Raw genomic sequence first — 18,126 nt, forward strand, 5'->3', positions numbered from 1 at the left:
TATCGATAACCGTATATTCAAATATACACAAAACAATATAAAACGCAAAGAAGGGGCTGCCCCTTCTGCGGTAGGCGGGAAAAGAGAAGGGGGGCTGCCCCTTCTGTGAACGTTGGTGGTTAAGAAACTTTTTTGCCAGCGAACCGGCGCTTAAGTAAGCGAATCAGCCAGTCACCTTTCTGGGCTTTATTCAGCTCCGCGAGTTCGGCTGTGGCGCGGTCCATACTGATGACGTTATCCAGCATGGCTTTATAGATTGCGTTGGATTTCTTACGACGTTTAATCGCATCGCCGGAATCAAGAAAAGCTTCGATGGCACTTAAAATTTTGTAACGCCAACCTGAGTCGATCGAACCCTGCTCCAGAGCTTTCTCCATTTCAGCCAGTTGGCGCTTCAGCTGCTGTTCAATGATGGTCAGGTCGGCCTGAATACTTTCCTGCTGACAGATTTGGCGCTCACGGGCAATGGCAACAGTTTCGGTGACATACTCTTTATCAAGCACGCCATACTCCTGCCATGTTGCCAAAGCGCGTGCGGCAATCTGCACATCGTTGCTATTACGAGAGTTACGCAGGGTGAGGGCATAGCCGTGAACTTTGTCCCAGGCTTGCCAGCGATACACAAAATCCAGACCGGTGCCTTTGATATTTTGCACCCCAATCACTCGCGCACGCAGTCCCGTCGCGGTCGTATTAATCAGAGTTTGCACCGTCTCATTACCCGTCGAGTAATAGTTTTCCACCACCACCCAGCGCTGCTTGAAGCAGGCAAAAATCCAACTGAGTACTTCGTCCAGTGCGTCGGTTGAGATTAATTTGCCGGCGGCTTCCAGATTTCGCCAATGACAATATTCACCGTACATGTCCGCTGACATCTGTGCTATCTCGTCAATCAGTGCTCTTGCATTATCAGCATCGGCAGCCAGGCGTTCAAACGCTGCCTGGAGCTGCGCTTCGCTTTGCCAGGTGTCCCCGGAAGAAATTAAATCCTCGACCATGTCATCAGCAAGGTTAATGCCCTTTAATGCCGCGGCAACGCGCTTTTTAATTGGCTCCAACGAGGTAGCGATGCGGAAACGCTGGCACAGTCCGCTAAGTTTTTGCTCGAGATCCTGCTGCTGCTCGCCTTCCTTAAACTGTGCGACAAAATTCTGCCAGGCCTCGTGAATATAGGTTTGCAGGCCGTCGAGGTTATTACCGATAAAATAATAGCGGTCGGCCTGAATATCCGTCACCAGCATCTCGGCGAATACCCGCGAGCGGGCGACACGGTCAGCGCGGTTATTTACCACAATGCCGGTCCACACTTCCGGGCTGGCGTCTAAATTATGCCTGGCAAAGCCGGTGCGCTCCCAGTTCCCCAGTGCACCGAGACGTTCATTCGCAGACATACCGTTAACGAACTCAATATGGCGGCCTTGTACGGGCACCGGCGGATAGAGTTTCAGTACCCCTAAATCGGCGATTACATTGTCCGCCATGGCTTTCACCGCAACGTCGTTACGTACGCCCAGACGCTCTGCCATGGTCCGCACCAGCGCGATGTTATTGGGGTGCTCCGCATAGGGGAAACGCTCCAGTACGTCATTGGTGATAAGACCGGACTGCAACCAGCCAATTGCCGTCAGGTTTGCTTGTTTGCGGTGGGCTTCGTCTTGCAGTACCGGAAGCATCGACTCTTCAGTGGTGTAAACATCGCCGTTTTTAGCGATGAAGTTCTGCATCACAATTGGAATCTCAATGCCTGCCGGGCCCTGAATATCTTCGTGGTCGGGGTAGCAGTTGGTGATGGTCGAGATGTCGTCACGCATCCACTGACTTTGCAAAATCTCGATATAGCGGGGCGTTAAGCCCATACATTCCCACAGGAAAACATCAGTACCGAGCTTGGCCGCAAATTTAGTTAAGAATACCTGCTCCCAGATGGTCGCCTTGTCGTACGGGCGGAACAGAAACAGTTCTTTCATCGGGCGATTGGCATTGCCGTACAGGAACATGGCTTCGCAGCCGGTGGTTTTCGATAGCACACTTAAGCCAAGGTCATTAAAGACCGCCGCTTTCAAACGTTCAGTGCCTGATTTGCCGCGTGTGCCCCAGCCCCCGATAACCAGCGGTAAGCGCTTGCGATGACGGCGTAAATCAACAAGCTGGCGAATGTGATTCGCCAGAAAGCCAACGAAAAATACTGAAGTAAAAGCCAGCAGCTGGGTGATGGTGTTTTGATAAACGGAATAAAAATAATTATAGACGTCGTTCATCGATGGCAGAGTGAAAGGCAGTGCCACTGAAGGAAAGAAACGGCTCACTCGCGGCTCAATCGGGTACTTACCGCCTTTTGGATCTGCATAGCCGCGAATAGATAGTTTAAAGCCGAGTTTAGAAACTTTTTTCAGGTAAGCATTGGCATCAAAGCTATCACCTTCCTGCCAGTTACGCAGGCGCGAAAGTCTGGCAAATTGCATTTGGATGGTCCAGCGCGCTTTAAAGCGTGCCAGCAACGAGCTCGGCGGCATTACCTCGGTAATCCCCTCGCTGCTGTAAATGCGCATGGGCTCAGTGGGCCAACCCTGATCAAGGCAGGAGATCAGCTGATCCACCAGCGGCAGATAATTACGTTCGCCGCCTTCTTCGTTAATATAAATAGGCTCGCCCGGAACCTTGGTGATGCTCTGCTCAGCAACGACACGGCTGTTAAACTGCTCAAGCCCATAATAGACCCGACCTTTAATATGGTTGTGGTTTTGTCGTTTGTCGGTCGCCGGTTTGCGCCATTCATGAATGATGCGCCATAAACGTGGCCGGAATCGAAAGCCGGACCAGAGATCAGCTTTACTGCCGCGGAAGCGGACATTAAAACCAAAGCGCTTCGCTGCCATAAAGCCTAGCTGTCGGTACCATGCCTCCGTTCGTTCGGTTTCAGTAACCGTCAGCTTCAGTCGCTCTTCCATCGGCAGCTGCATTAAATCCTGGCGCTGCTCGGTGTTGAATAACGGCGCACTGGTATAGAAGAAAATGGCCTCACGGCACTCTGCCGCCCAGCGCCGGACACGCGTTTCCTGATGATGATGATTCAGCCACGTCAGCTGAGTATCTATCTGCTCCAGACAGGATTCATCAATGGTTAATTGTGGTGCGTACTTTTGCATCAGCTGCGGCAAGAGGTGCAAGACGGTGCGCAGCAAAAACACATCAGCGTCACTTTTCAATAGTGCGATGAGGTTATCAAAAATGGTATTGAGCTGCTCTTGTGACCAGTCGTGGTGTAGCAAAGTTAGCAGGAACTCTGCTTTCACTTTGCTGGATGGATCGCCTTGCAACAAGCGAAGACCTAAACGTAAGGCAAAACCGCTTTCTACGTGCCTGGTGGACTCCGCAAAGCGTTGGCGTACATACTCGGACGACTCGCTTCGCACTGCAGTTAATGCATGCCGCAATGCTGGTACCTTAGCTGGCAGGAAGCGCAACAGCGATTCCACCATGCGACCTTTCAGGAAAATGTCGGCATCACGCTCAACGGTAAATACGTGCTTGAAGATCGTCAGATATTGCTGCGGCTGAGTAACAGCGATCAGCATCATCATCTCGGCCCGCATCCAGATGTGCATATCATCGTCGAGACAGACCCGGTAAACGTAACGGATGGTGGTATCGGGAACTGCATCCCGAATCGCCTCTGGCATATTTTGCAGGACGCGACGCAAGCCCCGACACGCAGTGATACGAATATTGGCCTGCGGCTGATAACTCAAGCTTTCGGTCAGCGTATCCGGTAAAGCCATAATCTGCCAATGGCGGCTTAACTCTTCGTCATCCTCAAGTTGTTCGAGCATGACCCGCGATAGTTCACAAATACGACCAAGCAGGAAAATAATAAACTTCTCCTGCTCGGAGGTCTTTTTCTCGAAGAACTCACTAAGCGCCGCGTCATCGAACCATTCCAGCTTATTTTTTGCGATTTTGCTGATAATGCGGGATGGATAGCCCAAAAACTTGGCCGCGGATACCATGTGCTCAGTGCGTTCAGTGTCTGATGCTGCATGTAAGTAGTTGTAATTAAACTCGGCTTGTCGTGTGCGCAGGCGCTCAATCCGGTTAAAGCGATCGGCTAGTTCATTCTTAAGATAAAGAAAGAGCTGCAAGGCTTCGGTATTTACGTTTTTGACGTTGTTTCCCTGCTGCGCGGCAGCGGTCCACTTTTGCAGACCACGCTCGCATTCGCGCAGGGATTTGGCATAAATTTTCTGCCAAAGGTTATCCAGTCCTGAACGCAACAACGAGCGTGTCGATGCTGAATTAGTTCTCATCGGCAGGTTCCCTGTGGTCGTTGAGGGTAATGTCATTAGTGTCGATCATTTCCAGCGAATGACGCTGGCGTAGTGATGAAAAGATGCGGTTCTGCGGCGCAAAATCGTCGTAGCCCTGGCCGTCGGTATGATTCCAGCTGATACCAAAAAACGCGCCTGTGGAGTTGCGAATAATGTCATGGCGCACATCGAAGCTGAACTGCCATAAGTTGCCGTTTGACTGCCACAGTTCATAATCCAGATTTAGCCCAACCTGAGTCGAAGACAGACCGCGCACCCGGTTGTCATCTTCCAGGTAACGTGTGTAACGTAAATCAAAACCAAAACGCCAGGGTTTCCAGTACTGCCGCCAGCCACTTTCTACTGACCAGTGATCAAGCAATTGATTCTGGCCAAATTCATTTAAGGTAAGCTCTGCTTCAACATGCACACGCGAATCCAGCCAGGGCTGGTAGAAGAAGCGATCACGCAGCGTTACTCCGTACCGATGATCCAATTTATACTGGGTCAGAATGTCGTCATCGATTGCTGTGGCAGGGAGTTGCTGTTCCGATAATTCACGCCCAAAAACCTGCAGTTCAACATCGTTACGGGCACGGTTGTTCCAGAAGTATTTCCAGCGTCCTGATAGTGACGCATAGGCGGACCAGGCTCCTTCGACGCCGCTATCGCGCGCACTTGCCTGATAGTAAATATTCAGATTAGCTTCCGCATCAAAATACTTGTTAGCTAACCAGTAGGCCTGATTGTCGCTGATCAGAGTATGCAGCCCAGTGCCGTTGTGCGCCCGCCATTGCACTGAGCTGTTCCAGTAAGCATCGAGGTCTTCAAGCTTACGCAGGTAGTTCCAGCGGGCGTCGATAAACTTTTCTTGCTCATCGCGAATGTCTTCATCAAAGTTGTTACGGGCGCGGTAGCCTAAATCAAATCCCCAGGTGCCGTCATCCTGCTCATCGAGCGCATAACGGGTATCAGCATAGACTCCGTGCTGAGCATCAACGGGCCAAATTGTCGGTGGCTTTTCCGCAGCGCGCGAGATGGCAACTTGCTCCGTGGTGACAGCTTCAGCCCCGCTGGGTAATGACTGTGGCTGCCAGATGAAGAAACGATAATAACTGTGTTCGCTGTCGCCGCGATGGGCAACTTTGTAGAAGGTGTCTTCGGCAAACCACTGGTAGCTCTGACTGGCATTATCGTCGCGGCCTTCGTAGTGGTCGATACGGATCAGACTCTTAGCCGGAATAAACAGCTCGATGTTCTGTTGCTGGCTGGCACGGAACGTCTTTATCTGCGTTGGCGGGGTCACGGGGTTACCATTTTGGTCGACCAGTCGATACAGAACTAACGCCGGGGAAGGCTCTGTGAACGCCAGCCCGATCAGGTGACGCCCTGCAGCGAGTTCAAGACTTACCGACTGTTGCTGACCGTTAAGCTCCAGTGTGCGTTGCCCGGTTGGCGCGTCGATACTGACACTTACCGGCATGGCAGGTGCGGTAATCTCTTCAATTTTACGGATCTGTAACTCAAGCTTCATGGCATCACGCAGCTCAACAGCTATTTCTGCTTTCTCGTCATCTGCTAAGCGGCGCTCGCCGGGCTTAACGTCTGTCAGCATAAGTGCGCGGCGCAGTTGGAGCCAGGGGGAGCTGGGTTGCCAGCGGGCGGTTTCCAGAAAAGCGATACCATCACTGGCACTGACGGTGTCCAGTCGTTGCCAGCCATAACCTGAGGTGAGTTGGTCTAACAAGTAATGTTGCTCATCGGTTAACACCGTACCCAGGGTCTCAGCTTTAATGCGCTTGAGTTCGCTGGCATCAACCGGCCCCTGTTGGTGCTCAAGTAACAACTCAGCAAGTCGCAGAGTTAAATCCGGTGTGGCTGCCGGTGGGCGACTATGCTGGCTAACTGCACTTGAATCATCAGTGAGCTCGCTATGCAAAAAAGGTTCGGCGGTTTCGATAACAATTCCGGCGTCAAAACCTTTAGTCTGCACAGTTATAGAATTTGGTTGTCCGGCATCGAGCTCAAGTGTGTAGCTCTGCGGCAGGCCGACATACCTGCCGTCATGTTGTGACCAGCTCAGGCTGTCACTGCTGCGATCCTGACGAATGACTAACGGATAGGTTTTTTGATTAACGGTTACCGTGACTTCCCGGACCGGCTCAGTGCCAGTGGGCAGGTCTTTCAATACCGGATACAGGGTCAGCTTAAGTCGTGGTGAATTGCTGATCCGGGTGCTTACCGGTGCTGAATCCTGCAGATAAAAGGTCGATAAATACTGATTCAGATCCTGATTATAAATCAGCGCCTGCCGTGTCATTCCATCGAGTTCTACAGGGCGTTTAACCCAGCTGTAAGCGCCCCCTAATGCTGCGTTCTCATAAATAACCCGAGGCCAGGCAACCTGGGTTGGCCCCGGTAATTGCAGGAACCACTCCTGAAACAGGGCGAACTGATCGGATTCCCAGGCGGCGCGCAGTGCTTCGGCGTCAACACCGGTAACCGCACCACTTTGATTCAGCAGCCAGAACAGCTGTGCCGCTTCATGGTAGCGATTCTGGTGGGCCCAGCTTCGGGCTATTTCCACCAGCGCCTGCTCATCATTGCGCTGCAACATCCGCCACGCCCAGTAGCCCTCGACGTCAAACCAACGTTCCTGTTCGATAAAGTAGTGTAACAACACTGCTTCGGCTTCACGTTGCAACGCTGATTCAGGACTGACGGCAAAATCAACCAACAGCTGGCGCGCGGTAAAGTTGTAGCCAAGTTCCATGATGTGGGTGTAAACATCTTCAATTGTGTTCAACTGCGCGGGGAAAGTCGCTGCCAGTGACGCTTTGATAGCAGCGAATTCGGCCATACCCAAACCTTTTTTCTGGGTCAGGTACTCACTGGCGTAACGCTGGGCGAATTGGTTTGCGCGCGCGTTCAGGCGAGGTCGCCATTGCTCCATAACTTCATGTTTCAGAGCATTTTCCGCGAGCGGTTCAGCCTCACCGGACAAGAGTGCCTCTAACAGCAACGCATGTTCAGCGGGGGACAGGTCCAGCCAGGTCGTTTCAGTGGGTGGTTCGCGCCGTTCGACCTGATAATCCAGTCGTAACCATGCTTCGTGTTCACCTGTGTTTTGCACAGTGATCGAGCTGTAAGGCTTATGGAAAGGTAGCACCAACTCAGTCACTCTGTGGCTGGGTTGCTCAGTGTTTGTCGCGCTAGCTAATTGGGAAGCATTATCGAGTTGCCAGCGCTCGTTGACTGCAAACTCGGGTAGATAGCGGATCTGTTGTTGCTCACCGCCGCTTGAACGAATAGTAAGAGAGGCTGGCTGGTTCGGCCATTTTAACATCACCCGCACCGGTGCCTGTTGCGTCTGCTTCGGCAATTCAAAAATTGCCGACCGGGTCGCTGGCAGCTGATAAAAATAATCAACCTCGCGCGTTGCTTCCCGGGGAATGGGCAGGAACGTCTCCTGATCCTCGCGCATATTGCCGGTCAGCGGCACAAAAACATCGGTTTGCAGCGTCTGATTTGGTGGCAGGCTACGGAAAAACGAAGTTGTTACCAAGGGATATGGTTCCAGTGCCGATTGTTTTTGCTCTGCCTGGTCCACGGGCCGCGGGGCATTGCGTTGGAACAAAAACTGACGTTCGGGATCAGTTTCAAGCCAACGCAGATAGGCGTTGCGATCAAGGTCTATGGCGATCTGTTGTTCTGCCTCAACGACATAAAAAGGTAGTAAAATCGAACGGGACAGCAACTGCGTACCCTGACTCAAAGTATCGTTGTAGCGGGTTGTGGTATCGAGTTGCGCCTCCAGCTGAAACGATTTTGGGCTGGCGAAACCAGCTGACTCAGCTGCCATTGTCAGCACTTCCCGCAACTGATACGAAGCATCCCAGGGCAGCTTTACTTCAAGGTGGTAAAGTCCCGGCTCGGCAAATTCGATAGTGTAGTTGGTATCAGCGTGGATAAACTGAAAGTCGTGAGACTCGAATCCCGACTCCCGCGTTAAAGTACTGGTATCGTGTGCGTCGCTCAACTTGATCCGGGCATCCCGGGTGTGTTCTGGCATGGCCTCTGTTTCGGAGCGATAAAACTGCATCGCCACCTGCTCAGCGTCAGTAGTTTCCAGCAGCACTATACGTTCGGCCGGTGTCTGCAGATGATAAAAGTAATCGGTGAAGTCATCTTCGGAATGCGCATCCAGAGGGTCGTGACTGATAAAGACGCCATCTCCTTCCGATGACCAAACCTGCGGTGTCTGTGACGCAGTCTCGTCCGTATTATGGTAAACCCGAAGTCGCCACCATTCGCTTGGTGCGACCTCGAGTCTGACGTGCGACGCACCGTGCCGCGTCACATCGACCTCATACCAGAGCGTACGACTGAAAGGCTGTGCTGCTGCGGACTGCAAAATTAGCAGTGCAAGGCCCAGGACTACACTACGAATCATTCGCTCGCAGCTCCTACGATGCACTGCATCGCCCGGAGGGTTTTGTCTTTATCGCTAACCAGGCTGTCGCGTACCCCGCGACTCATTTCAACGTGCACGAATTGCTCTGATTTACCCCAGCGGGCCAGTGCCTGCGCGACGTTATTTTGTGTTCCGCCAAGCTCACCAACTTCTTCCGGGTAACGTAAAACAGTTACATTTAACTGTGCAGCGAGGCAGGACTGGATCTCGTGCAGGCGCGTCTCATGCATGAACTGATCGCTGGTACCGTGACTGAGAATAATATCAGCGCTGCGGCCGGCTTCCGTCACTCGCTTACTTTTGGCATAGCCATGTAACTGCACAATCACACCATCCGGTTGCTCTGCCATCCAGGCCTCTGATGCTGCCAGTAAAGGACTGCGGCGGGCATTGGAAATATCGCTATTGGTCTTTGGCTTTTGCTCCTGTCCGGCATAACGATGGATGGAATTGGACATATACACCTGGGCAAGATCATGCTGCCAGGCGGTTTCGGCGATAGCAGCCGTGTGCAGGTCAAAATAGCGATGCGGCGTTTGCAGGAACACTGCATTTTCGCTACTTGGCCGATAACCGAATGCACCCCATCCCAATTGTGTTTTGCTGGAGGCCAGAATAACTTCAAGATTTTGCCACGGCGCACGCTGTAACTGGTAAAACTCCGTCAGGCCATCTTCCCGCTGGTCACGGAATAATGACAAAAATGACGCTTCTAAGGCCGCCTGGTTCGGTGAAGAAACACTTTGGTAGTAATCACTGCGCGGCACGTTATCAAACCATGGCACTTCGAGAGTTTGACTCTGGACCGGTAACGCTTGAAGTAACAAACCGATAGCACAGTAAAATTTAAAATAGCGCATTGCCGTCCTCCGTATAAATCTCAACTTGATAAGTAGGGGCTTCAGCCAGATATCCAGCCTGAATATATCCGGAATTCGGGACTGAACTGCTAACGATGATTCGGTAGCTATTGTCGTTCAAATCGCGACCCAAAAGAAAGGGTAGTCGTGTTGGTTGCCAGAGCGCAGGCTGATTCTGATTTAACAACAGTACTTGCGGCGCAGCTGTTGCTTCATCTATCTGAAATGTCCGCTTGCTTACAGTATAGTCGGTGAACACTCCAACCTGCTCTTGCTTCACTAATGTTAGAGTCACTTGGTGTGGTTCGGCAATAGCCGGAAAATAATTAAATGTTACCCACTCTTCGGCAGTGCGTTTTTGCAGCTCAAATGACAGCTGATTCTTTAGTTTATAGGCATTCCGGACACGGAAAGGGTGCTGACCCGACATGGGTTGGTAGTTGCTGAACCAACGCACTGAATTCGATGGCGATATTGATAACTGGTAGTTGCCTTGCGGCAGCGCTGGTAGAAATAATTTACCTGTCTGCGCATTGAGCCAGTCGCGTTGCAGCAATTCACCGTTTATCGCAATTTCTATAGCAAGTGGTGCCGCATTCGCTTTTTGATAAACCAGCTGTGGCCGCACTTCCTGGGCGTGATCAGGAGCTGTTAATGTATAGTCCGCATCAACGGTATTGATGGGGTAATAGAGCAGGTTTGCTGGCCGCTCTGTCACATCCGTTCTTAGTTCACTCTTATCCGCAGCCATAAACAGCTCAAAATAAGGGGCATCTTCCAGATTGCTCAGACTGTACCAGTGCTCGCCTTCAAGGGCGTCATCACGAGTCGCTGCCTCCGCCAGCGGCACCTGCCAGGATAACAATCGCGTCACTGGAACCGTTGATTCTGAGGTGCTCAGCGGCCGGGTTAAAAACCACTTTGGAATCTGTTGTTGCTCGGGTTCATTCTCATCCGAGGGATCAACGCGATAAGGCATATCTGCCGGACGCGTGTAGACATTGACCAGCACATCCGCCGCATCAGCGGGCTCTGAGGTCATCAGACGCACTTTGAGCGCTGCCGCAGTGGCAGGTGCCACAATGTATTGTGACGATTTGTGATGAACCTTTGCCGCCAGACTTGAGTCAACCGCCACTTGATAGGGGTTCACACCAAGTTCAGGTCTTAACTGACCGGACAGCAACTGTTCGCCCGCTTCATTGACAACCGACCATTGCAGTTGGGCATCGTTGCCAAAATTTGTAGTATCGGTGGTCAGCCAGCGGGCGTCGAGTCGCAGCGGTTGCAACCGTTGTGATTCACTGACGAGGGTGAATGTTAGCTCGGTATCTGCCTGCGCTACCGCGCTGCGCAAATAGTGATACTCCGGCACAACAACATCGCCGCGCGCATCAAAGAAATTCAATTCACAACGCTGGTCGGCAGCAAACCGGTAAAGGTTCGGTTCGGCTGGCATCGCCAGCCGCTCGGTTGCTGAATTTAGCTGTAACGGAGTGACGACGAGAGCTTCGCTCTCATTGACTCTGCTTAGCTGCAGATTCACCGCTTGATTAGCTGCGAGGCTGGCGCAGCTGAATCCCGAAATAGTACGCTGTATACGGGTATCAATGGTTAGCCAACGTTGCGGACCGATCACTGCCAGTTCGTCGACGACGCTGGGCTCTTCGCTATAGATTTCCGCGTTTTCGTTCACGAACAGGGCACGCGAGATGATGTCGCCGTTGCTGGCTGATGAAGGTCCAATCGGTTGCCAGCGTTGCATTAGTGCCGCAGTGCGCTCGCGTTCCGGAATTAGATCGACCGGATAAATATGGTCTTCAAAATAGGCTGCTCTTTGCTCGTCGTTAAGCCGTTGCCAGGTGCGTGTTACTGATTTCTGATCGTAGCGTTCAAGTACTGCAACGCGAATAGCTAACGGTCGTGAAGCAGCAGTTAAAGTCAGTGCGAACTCGGTCAGTTGCTGGCGATCTGTGAAACTAACCACATGCAGCTGGGTAAGACCTGCGCGGTCATCCTGAGGTGAGTCAAAGAAGCGGGGCGGTAGTTCATTCGCGCCGATTGGTTCGTCGTCACCATGCATAGTGACGGTGTAGGTTTGACTGAGTTCAGTGTCTGGCCGGGCCTGAAATCTCAGCTCAGCCTCTTCATCAACGGCTGGAACGCCGACGGGAGTATGTAAGATACGTACCTGGGTTGCCTCATTTGGCACGTCGAAGTTTAAGGTTTCCCCGGGGCGGAGAATGTAAACAGTCGACTGCTCATAGTTATCTTCCCACGGTTGCACATCGCGTATGGTAAAGGTCGTTATGTTACTAACCGCATAGCCGATCACAAGTAAAACTGTCAGCAGCGTGAACAGCAGCAGGAGGCGCCCGATCATTCTCATTCTGAGGCCTCCCGGTGCAACCATTGAAGACGTGTGCGTACAAATTCATGAACCATTGCCTGGATTTGCATGTTATCGGCAGCCAGCTCAAGCGTTGTGTCCGATAACGGCGCCAGATTCTTCACGGCAATAATTTCATCTTCCGCATTGCTTAATACAAAGTAGCTTTGTAACGACTCGTCGTCCTGCCAGAGCTCCAGCTCAAGCTCCGGGAAGCGGTGTTGCAGGGTCGCCAGCAGTTGAATATTCTGCGATTGCTCAAATTGATTAAGCAAGCGCTTGACGATTTGTAACCTTGATGGCGATATCGCTGCAAAGGATTGCTGAGTTAAAGCCAGCTTCACATCGTAATTACGAACCGGGATCCCAAGGGCCAGCATCTGCTGGTACAACACTGAGTCTGAGGCAAGGGTTCTGAAACTCTCCCGGATGCCACGGGGCAGCCAAATTTCTGCATAATGCGCTGAGGGTATAAATTTGGTAAAGCGTGCTTGTGCGGTATAGCTTGGCGGCGCAGTTTCGATCAATTCATCGGCTGCTGCAATGCCGGCGCCTGCCAGTAACGACTGCAAATAATACCGCAGCTGGACGAAGCCAGGATGTTGCGCGGCGAAAGGTTTATTTAGTTCATAAAAACTTAGTCTGACGTGGTCAGCTTCATCTTCATCATCAGCACTGTAGCCCCTTACTTGCACAGCGGTGACACCTTCGTCCGCATGATGCCTAAGGGCTGCCTGATGGATTAGGTTGAATAAAGACATTGGATTACTTCTGGCGACGACCCGAGCCGAGCCGTCGGTATTTGCCATTGGGTGTGCGCCACTTACCAGTAACGCACTGGCCTCCATTTGCTGGAATAGTGTGCCAGCAAACTCAAAACTACCGGTCTCAAATAGCGGCGACGGTGCTTCAATCACGTAAGGGGTTGTTGCGCCTAATTTGAAAACGAAGGTTCCCCAATGCCGTAATTTATTTGTCTCTGCATCTACTTGTTCCCGCAGTATAAAATACTCTGATCCACTTGATATATGTTTGTACAGAATGATTTGGTAACCCAACTGGGCAGCTGACTGCGCAATCTGATTAATCAGCGGTCTGGCTCTGCTCATCCATTCGCCTGCATCATACTGGTCGATAACCATAAACAGAGGCTTGAGTACCGTCTGATCAAAATAAAGCAGCTCAGACTGTTGCGGAACCACGTAATCCTGGGAGTTCTTTGCCGCAAGCAACCGTTTGTTCTCTTGCAGGAAAGAAAGCAAGTAACCGGCAATTTGTTGTTCGTTGGCGACCGTCTGGATATCATCACTCACGGCTGCATTTGTTAGGATCGAAAGCACCGCCGATTGGGTCAGGAATAGTTCGGCGAATCCGTAACGTGAGACCTCGCGTTGACGGTTTTGAAAATCCGGGGTATCCCAGATGATCTGATAACCTGAAGTTAATTGTTCGAGCGTCGCCAACGATAGATCTGCGGGCGGGCGATCCTTCACCCACATTTTGGTTTCACTGGCGTCAACATCAAGTGCGTCAGCCGAAGCGCGCTGGCCGAGCAACTGGCGCGCCAGGCTTGGCGAGTACTCGCGAACTTGTATGGTGTTGTTAAGCGCTAACGTCTGATGAAAAACCTGGAATAGCGTTTGCGAGTTGAGCAATAACTGATCGCTACCGTCTCGCGCCCTGTTTGCCCGGGCTGAAGCGACAGCGAGGTATTTCGCGTTGAGCCGTTCAAACAGTGGAACCATGACCAGCGCGGTCAGACTTTCATCCATTACTGTAGGAAATTCTAGAGCCAGTTCAGTGCTTTGCGACAGGTCGAAAACAAAAAATCCCCAACCACGCTCAGGCTGATTATCGCGCAATACCAGATAACGTGATTCCGTCCAGATCGCCTCGTAACCAAAGTCATTCGCTAGCCCGGCAATCTGGTTTAACTGCGCTGTGGACGGTGATGGCCCGAGTGTATCGATTGCTAAAAGTGTTTGGCGAAACTGATCAAGCGTTATAGGCGAAATGGTGACACCGCGCTTCATCGATTCCGAAGAAAAATTTGCGCGCCTGGACTCTTCGACGACGGCTGACAAGGATCGCTGTGTCACCGTTATCGTGTTCGACTGTGTCGACGTTACCGTGGGGACGTCGGTTACTGGATTATACAGTGTCAGCGAAAAGCCGATAAGGCTGGCGACAACGGCTGCCACCAGTGATGTTTGTACCGTGGTTCGGGTCAATTTTATGGCGATATTTTTCTGATACATCTTTATCGCCAGCAAAGTCGCCAACAAATAACCAAAACCGTAGAGGTCGGTAATTTTTTGCTCCGGAAACCAGGTAATGATGATGTAACCGAGAATTAACTTGTAAGCGAAGCCGATATTAAAAAACATCAACAGCTGGCGCGCGCCTTCAATGTTTCGATTGCGTATCAAGGGCAGTTTGAGAAGCCAGATAGCAAAAAACAGAATGACGAAAGCTTCAACAAAAGTGGTCAGGATTTTGATCGGGTTATACCACTGTAAAGCCAGCAAGCTGGGAATGAGAATACCGTTAAAATCCCACCCATATCTGAGGTTCAGTCTTGACGATAAAAATGCTGCAGTGATCAGGATGATATAAGCTTTCGGACTCGCGAGAATGTTACTGGCGACGTCTTCGTACATGTAACCTAAAGTACTGATATTAAAGTTGGTGAGCGGTATGAGTATGTAGCTGATGATGGCATAAGTTATGGCCAGATGAACCAACAACGTCGATAGCCCACGCTTAAGTCCACTGTTCCAGAACTGGTTGGCGCTTAGTGCAATGATGATCAGACCAAAGCTATGCAGACTGCTGCGAAATTCATATTCTACGCCGCGTTGTAATAAATAGTCGTCCAGGGCGACAAGCAAATAAGCGTCGAACACCACCCGCACCAGGACACTGACCAGAATAAGAATAAAAAATCGGTCACGGCCAAATAGTTCGCCAAGGCCAAAGCGCACCAATAGTCGATCCGCCAGGGCTCGGGTTAGCAGGTAGGTAACGATACTTTCGATGATGATGACAACAGCTGAACCGGGTCTGACCAACAATAGGGGCACGATATAACCGGGCACCACCAGACCTGATAAGGTGGTACCAAATCGCAGGTTCAGGAACACGACAACAATGACACCAATCCATACGGTGGTGACGACTGAACTTGCTAATCCTCCCGTAGGGAACAGCTCCAACGGCAGCCAGTCCATCATTGCGCTGGCCTTTCGCGATCATTCAGGTCAGCGTCAAAGGTTGGCAACAGGAGCTTAATCTGAAATCCTTTGCCTAACTCTGTAGAAAGTTCGAGCTGCGCGCCCCAATCTTCTATTTGCCTGCCGAGATAAATGATCGTAAACAGTTCGCTACCCTCATTGAATAACTCAAAGTTGGTCAGTTCCCGGAGGCTATCCAGACGCTCTTGCGGAACACCGTAACCGTTATTGGTGAACAGGATCTGAGTACGGCGGCAGCTGTCTTCATATACACATGCGTTCATCGCTACCTTAATGACGCCGGCATCAGTGTCGACATCCTTTACCAGTAGATTAAGAATGGCATCGAGTAACTGCCGGAACGGCTCAAGTGAAACCATCACCAGAGGTATGACGTCGGGCCATTCGTAATCGAATTTGACCACTTTGCTTTCCGGAGTTTTTACTAATTTACGAACCCGGTTGGTGATCAGACGCGCCGGATTTGCAGGAATAATTTCGCTACTGTGTTGCTGCAATTCCAGCATGCGTTCAACGGTAACACTGAGTCTAGAGGCCTTATCCAAGGTCGACCTGAGCTGTTTGAGGTAGTGCTGATGCTGTGTACCGGTCACTTCAGCTAACTCTTCAGTCACCTGCCTGATCGTGGTGAAATCAGCTTCCAGTTTGTTGAAGTAATACTGATGAAGCTCGCGCTTACGTTCAACGACCTGTTGTACTGAATGAACGTCTACAAACTCAAATAAAATACCGGCAAGCAGGAAGGGTGACATATCGTCATTGCGATTGTTTTCGCGTTCAATTGGTAACACGCGAAGAATATAATCTGATTCCAGTTTCGGACTTGAGATTGGCCATTCGACCGTTCGCTGATGCAGCGTGATCTGCAGCATGAGGCGTTTTATATTGGCAGACTGCTCTCCCGTCAATTCGACCAGCAAGTCGTGGGCACTCATGGTAAAAATCTTCAAATCAAGCGCGTTGGCAATTTTGTCCATTTTTTGATTGGACGTCAGTACCTGGCCAAACAAATTGTACAAAGCTAAGGCTGAAGTATTGCGGTTAAAAACATTCTGCAGCAGACCCAAACGACGCTCCAGCAATTCGATGGCGGAATCAAGTTCACGGTGTTCCTTGACTGCATAGTTGAGGTTGACCACCTGCCGCAGCCAGCGATTTTCTTTTGTCGTCCGTTCTACAAATTTACTGCGGTGATAAAGAAGTTCTGCTAACTCGCGTGAAAAGCTAATCAGATTCTGTTCAAAGATGTTAGCGTTCCACTGTTCATCGGGTTCGACAGTTAATGCCCAAAAGCCCAATACATCGCCTGCGAATACCAGCGGAACGATATATTCAATTTCGCTCCTGGTCGCATTTTTAAAGTAACTTTTACCCTCTCCTATGCGATGGGGCCGTTGGGTTTGCAGAGCGTCGCTATAGGGCGCCCGCTGGAAGTCACGCCGGCGCTCCTCAATATCCTCAATGGTGCAGTTGAGCGAGTGAATTGCGACTAAACGATGATCCTGTGCAACCCGATCCAGTAAAATAGAACGTTGCATGTTGAGGTGTTGATCGATAAAAACATGTAAGTTTTTCCACGGATCCTCAGCCTGCAAAAAGGAACCTGGCAGCATTCGCTGATTTAAGCGCGTCTGCAGTTTTGCGGTTCTGGAGGACATGATTTGACTTTCGCGGCGGCGTTCGCTGATTAAAAACTGGAGCAACGCAATCAGTTGGGTAAGGAACAGCTCGCCAAATGGGAACACCAGCTGAAAACTGACAAACAGCAGGTAGGAAAGCAGTAAAGCAATAGCAAGCTGCGTACCTTCGAAGAGCAGAATGCCGTTGGTATTAAATACCTGTAATAAAAAGAACGCAGTGAAGTAAGCGCTCAGCAGGAGAAGTACGATAACCACCATTGGCAGGGGCTCTAAGTCCAGATCCTGAACGATGGTCTCTACCGCTAACGCTTGCATTTCAACATAGGTCTGATAGTCCTGCTCGAGCGACTCGGCGACGTAAAATCGCTCATAGCGATTGCCTGGACTGACTTGAATAAAGACGATTTTATCAGCGACCAGACTCCTGATAATGTCGCCATTCAACGCTTGCTGTGCGGTGATATTCGGCAGCAGACCTGGGCGTATTGCGAAATTAAAAAAGCGCTGCTCGTCAGTATCGGAAACTTTACTGAAGCTCTTATTTGAATTAAGTAATGTAAGTATTGAATTATCCGCACTTGCAAGACTAAATGAGCGATAGTTGCCGTTGTCGGAGTTGAGCTCAAATAACTGAAGTGAATTTGGGTATTCCTTTAAGAAGTCCTGGCCACGTGATGAGGTTACATGGACATTATTGGGCCAGTTATAAGCACGTGTTGTAGAGCGCGAGTAATTATCCAGTATCAGAATATGAGCCGCACCAGCGTTGTTTAACTGCCGCACAAGAGAATTTATTTCGTTATCAGTGAGATCGACGCTACCGGTATTTTTTATCGTAAAGGTTGTGGGCGTAAAGTCGGGGGCCGGGGAGATATACAAAAACGCATCAGTAAGCTTTGCATTAAAGATGCCTAACGGCATCGTCAGCGACAGCGCCAGAACTGCTGCTACAGCAACAACACCGATTGTTATATCAATCAAAAAGCCTTTTATTCTCAAAAGATACCTCGGAGCCAGAGTGCGACGTGAAGTTAACCATGTAATTAGATTGTGCTGGCAAACAGCACCGGTACCTTCAATTTCGACGCTAAATTTTTACTTATATTTAACCAACATTATAATTGTTTGGCCAGTCGATACAATTGTAGATTAACCAATCAGTTGAAAAGATAAAATCAGATTGATTCTGGGTAGCTGTACTGAAT

General features: G+C 50.6%; 6 protein-coding genes. All 6 read right to left on the reverse strand.

Features of this window, described 5'->3' with window-relative positions:
• Window positions 1–119 precede the first annotated feature (119 nt).
• Genes CWI69_RS09905 through CWI69_RS09930 form a run of 6 tightly spaced genes read right to left on the reverse strand, consistent with a single transcriptional unit; the run spans window position 120 to window position 17,902 of the window.
• Window positions 120–4,304 carry a hypothetical protein gene (locus tag CWI69_RS09905; RefSeq protein ID WP_126764049.1) on the reverse strand — a complete coding sequence of 1,395 codons (4,185 nt, stop codon included), beginning with the start codon at window positions 4,302–4,304 and terminating at the stop codon, window positions 120–122.
• Complete coding sequence (locus CWI69_RS09910; protein ID WP_126764050.1) at window positions 4,294–8,757, reverse strand: DUF4381 domain-containing protein; 4,464 nt, start codon at window positions 8,755–8,757, stop codon at window positions 4,294–4,296. The genes CWI69_RS09905 and CWI69_RS09910 overlap by 11 nt, the downstream gene beginning before the upstream one ends.
• Window positions 8,754–9,638 carry a hypothetical protein gene (locus CWI69_RS09915; protein ID WP_126764051.1) on the reverse strand — a complete coding sequence of 295 codons (885 nt, stop codon included), beginning with the start codon at window positions 9,636–9,638 and terminating at the stop codon, window positions 8,754–8,756. The genes CWI69_RS09910 and CWI69_RS09915 overlap by 4 nt, the downstream gene beginning before the upstream one ends.
• Window positions 9,625–12,027: a hypothetical protein gene (locus tag CWI69_RS09920; protein WP_126764052.1), complete on the reverse strand. Its 2,403-nt coding sequence runs from the start codon at window positions 12,025–12,027 to the stop codon at window positions 9,625–9,627. Before CWI69_RS09920 ends, CWI69_RS09915 begins: the two co-directional genes overlap by 14 nt.
• Window positions 12,024–15,260 carry a poly-gamma-glutamate biosynthesis protein PgsC/CapC gene (locus tag CWI69_RS09925; RefSeq protein ID WP_126764053.1) on the reverse strand — a complete coding sequence of 1,079 codons (3,237 nt, stop codon included), beginning with the start codon at window positions 15,258–15,260 and terminating at the stop codon, window positions 12,024–12,026. The genes CWI69_RS09920 and CWI69_RS09925 overlap by 4 nt, the downstream gene beginning before the upstream one ends.
• On the reverse strand, window positions 15,257–17,902 hold the full coding sequence (locus tag CWI69_RS09930; protein ID WP_126764054.1) for a hypothetical protein: 2,646 nt from the start codon (window positions 17,900–17,902) through the stop codon (window positions 15,257–15,259). Before CWI69_RS09930 ends, CWI69_RS09925 begins: the two co-directional genes overlap by 4 nt.
• Between the last annotated feature and the right edge of the window lie 224 nt (window positions 17,903–18,126).

It is taken from the genome of Pseudidiomarina halophila (genome assembly GCF_003987215.1).
GTDB classification, from domain to species: domain Bacteria; phylum Pseudomonadota; class Gammaproteobacteria; order Enterobacterales; family Alteromonadaceae; genus Pseudidiomarina; species Pseudidiomarina halophila.

Bases quoted from the DNA above. Each gene is read 5' to 3' on its own strand.
- CWI69_RS09905 (WP_126764049.1), bottom strand. From the start codon at position 4,304: ATGAGAACTAATTCAGCATCGACACGCTCGTTGTTGCGTTCAGGACTG.
- CWI69_RS09910 (WP_126764050.1), bottom strand. From the start codon at position 8,757: ATGATTCGTAGTGTAGTCCTGGGCCTTGCACTGCTAATTTTGCAGTCC.
- CWI69_RS09915 (WP_126764051.1), bottom strand. From the start codon at position 9,638: ATGCGCTATTTTAAATTTTACTGTGCTATCGGTTTGTTACTTCAAGCG.
- CWI69_RS09920 (WP_126764052.1), bottom strand. From the start codon at position 12,027: ATGAGAATGATCGGGCGCCTCCTGCTGCTGTTCACGCTGCTGACAGTT.
- CWI69_RS09925 (WP_126764053.1), bottom strand. From the start codon at position 15,260: ATGATGGACTGGCTGCCGTTGGAGCTGTTCCCTACGGGAGGATTAGCA.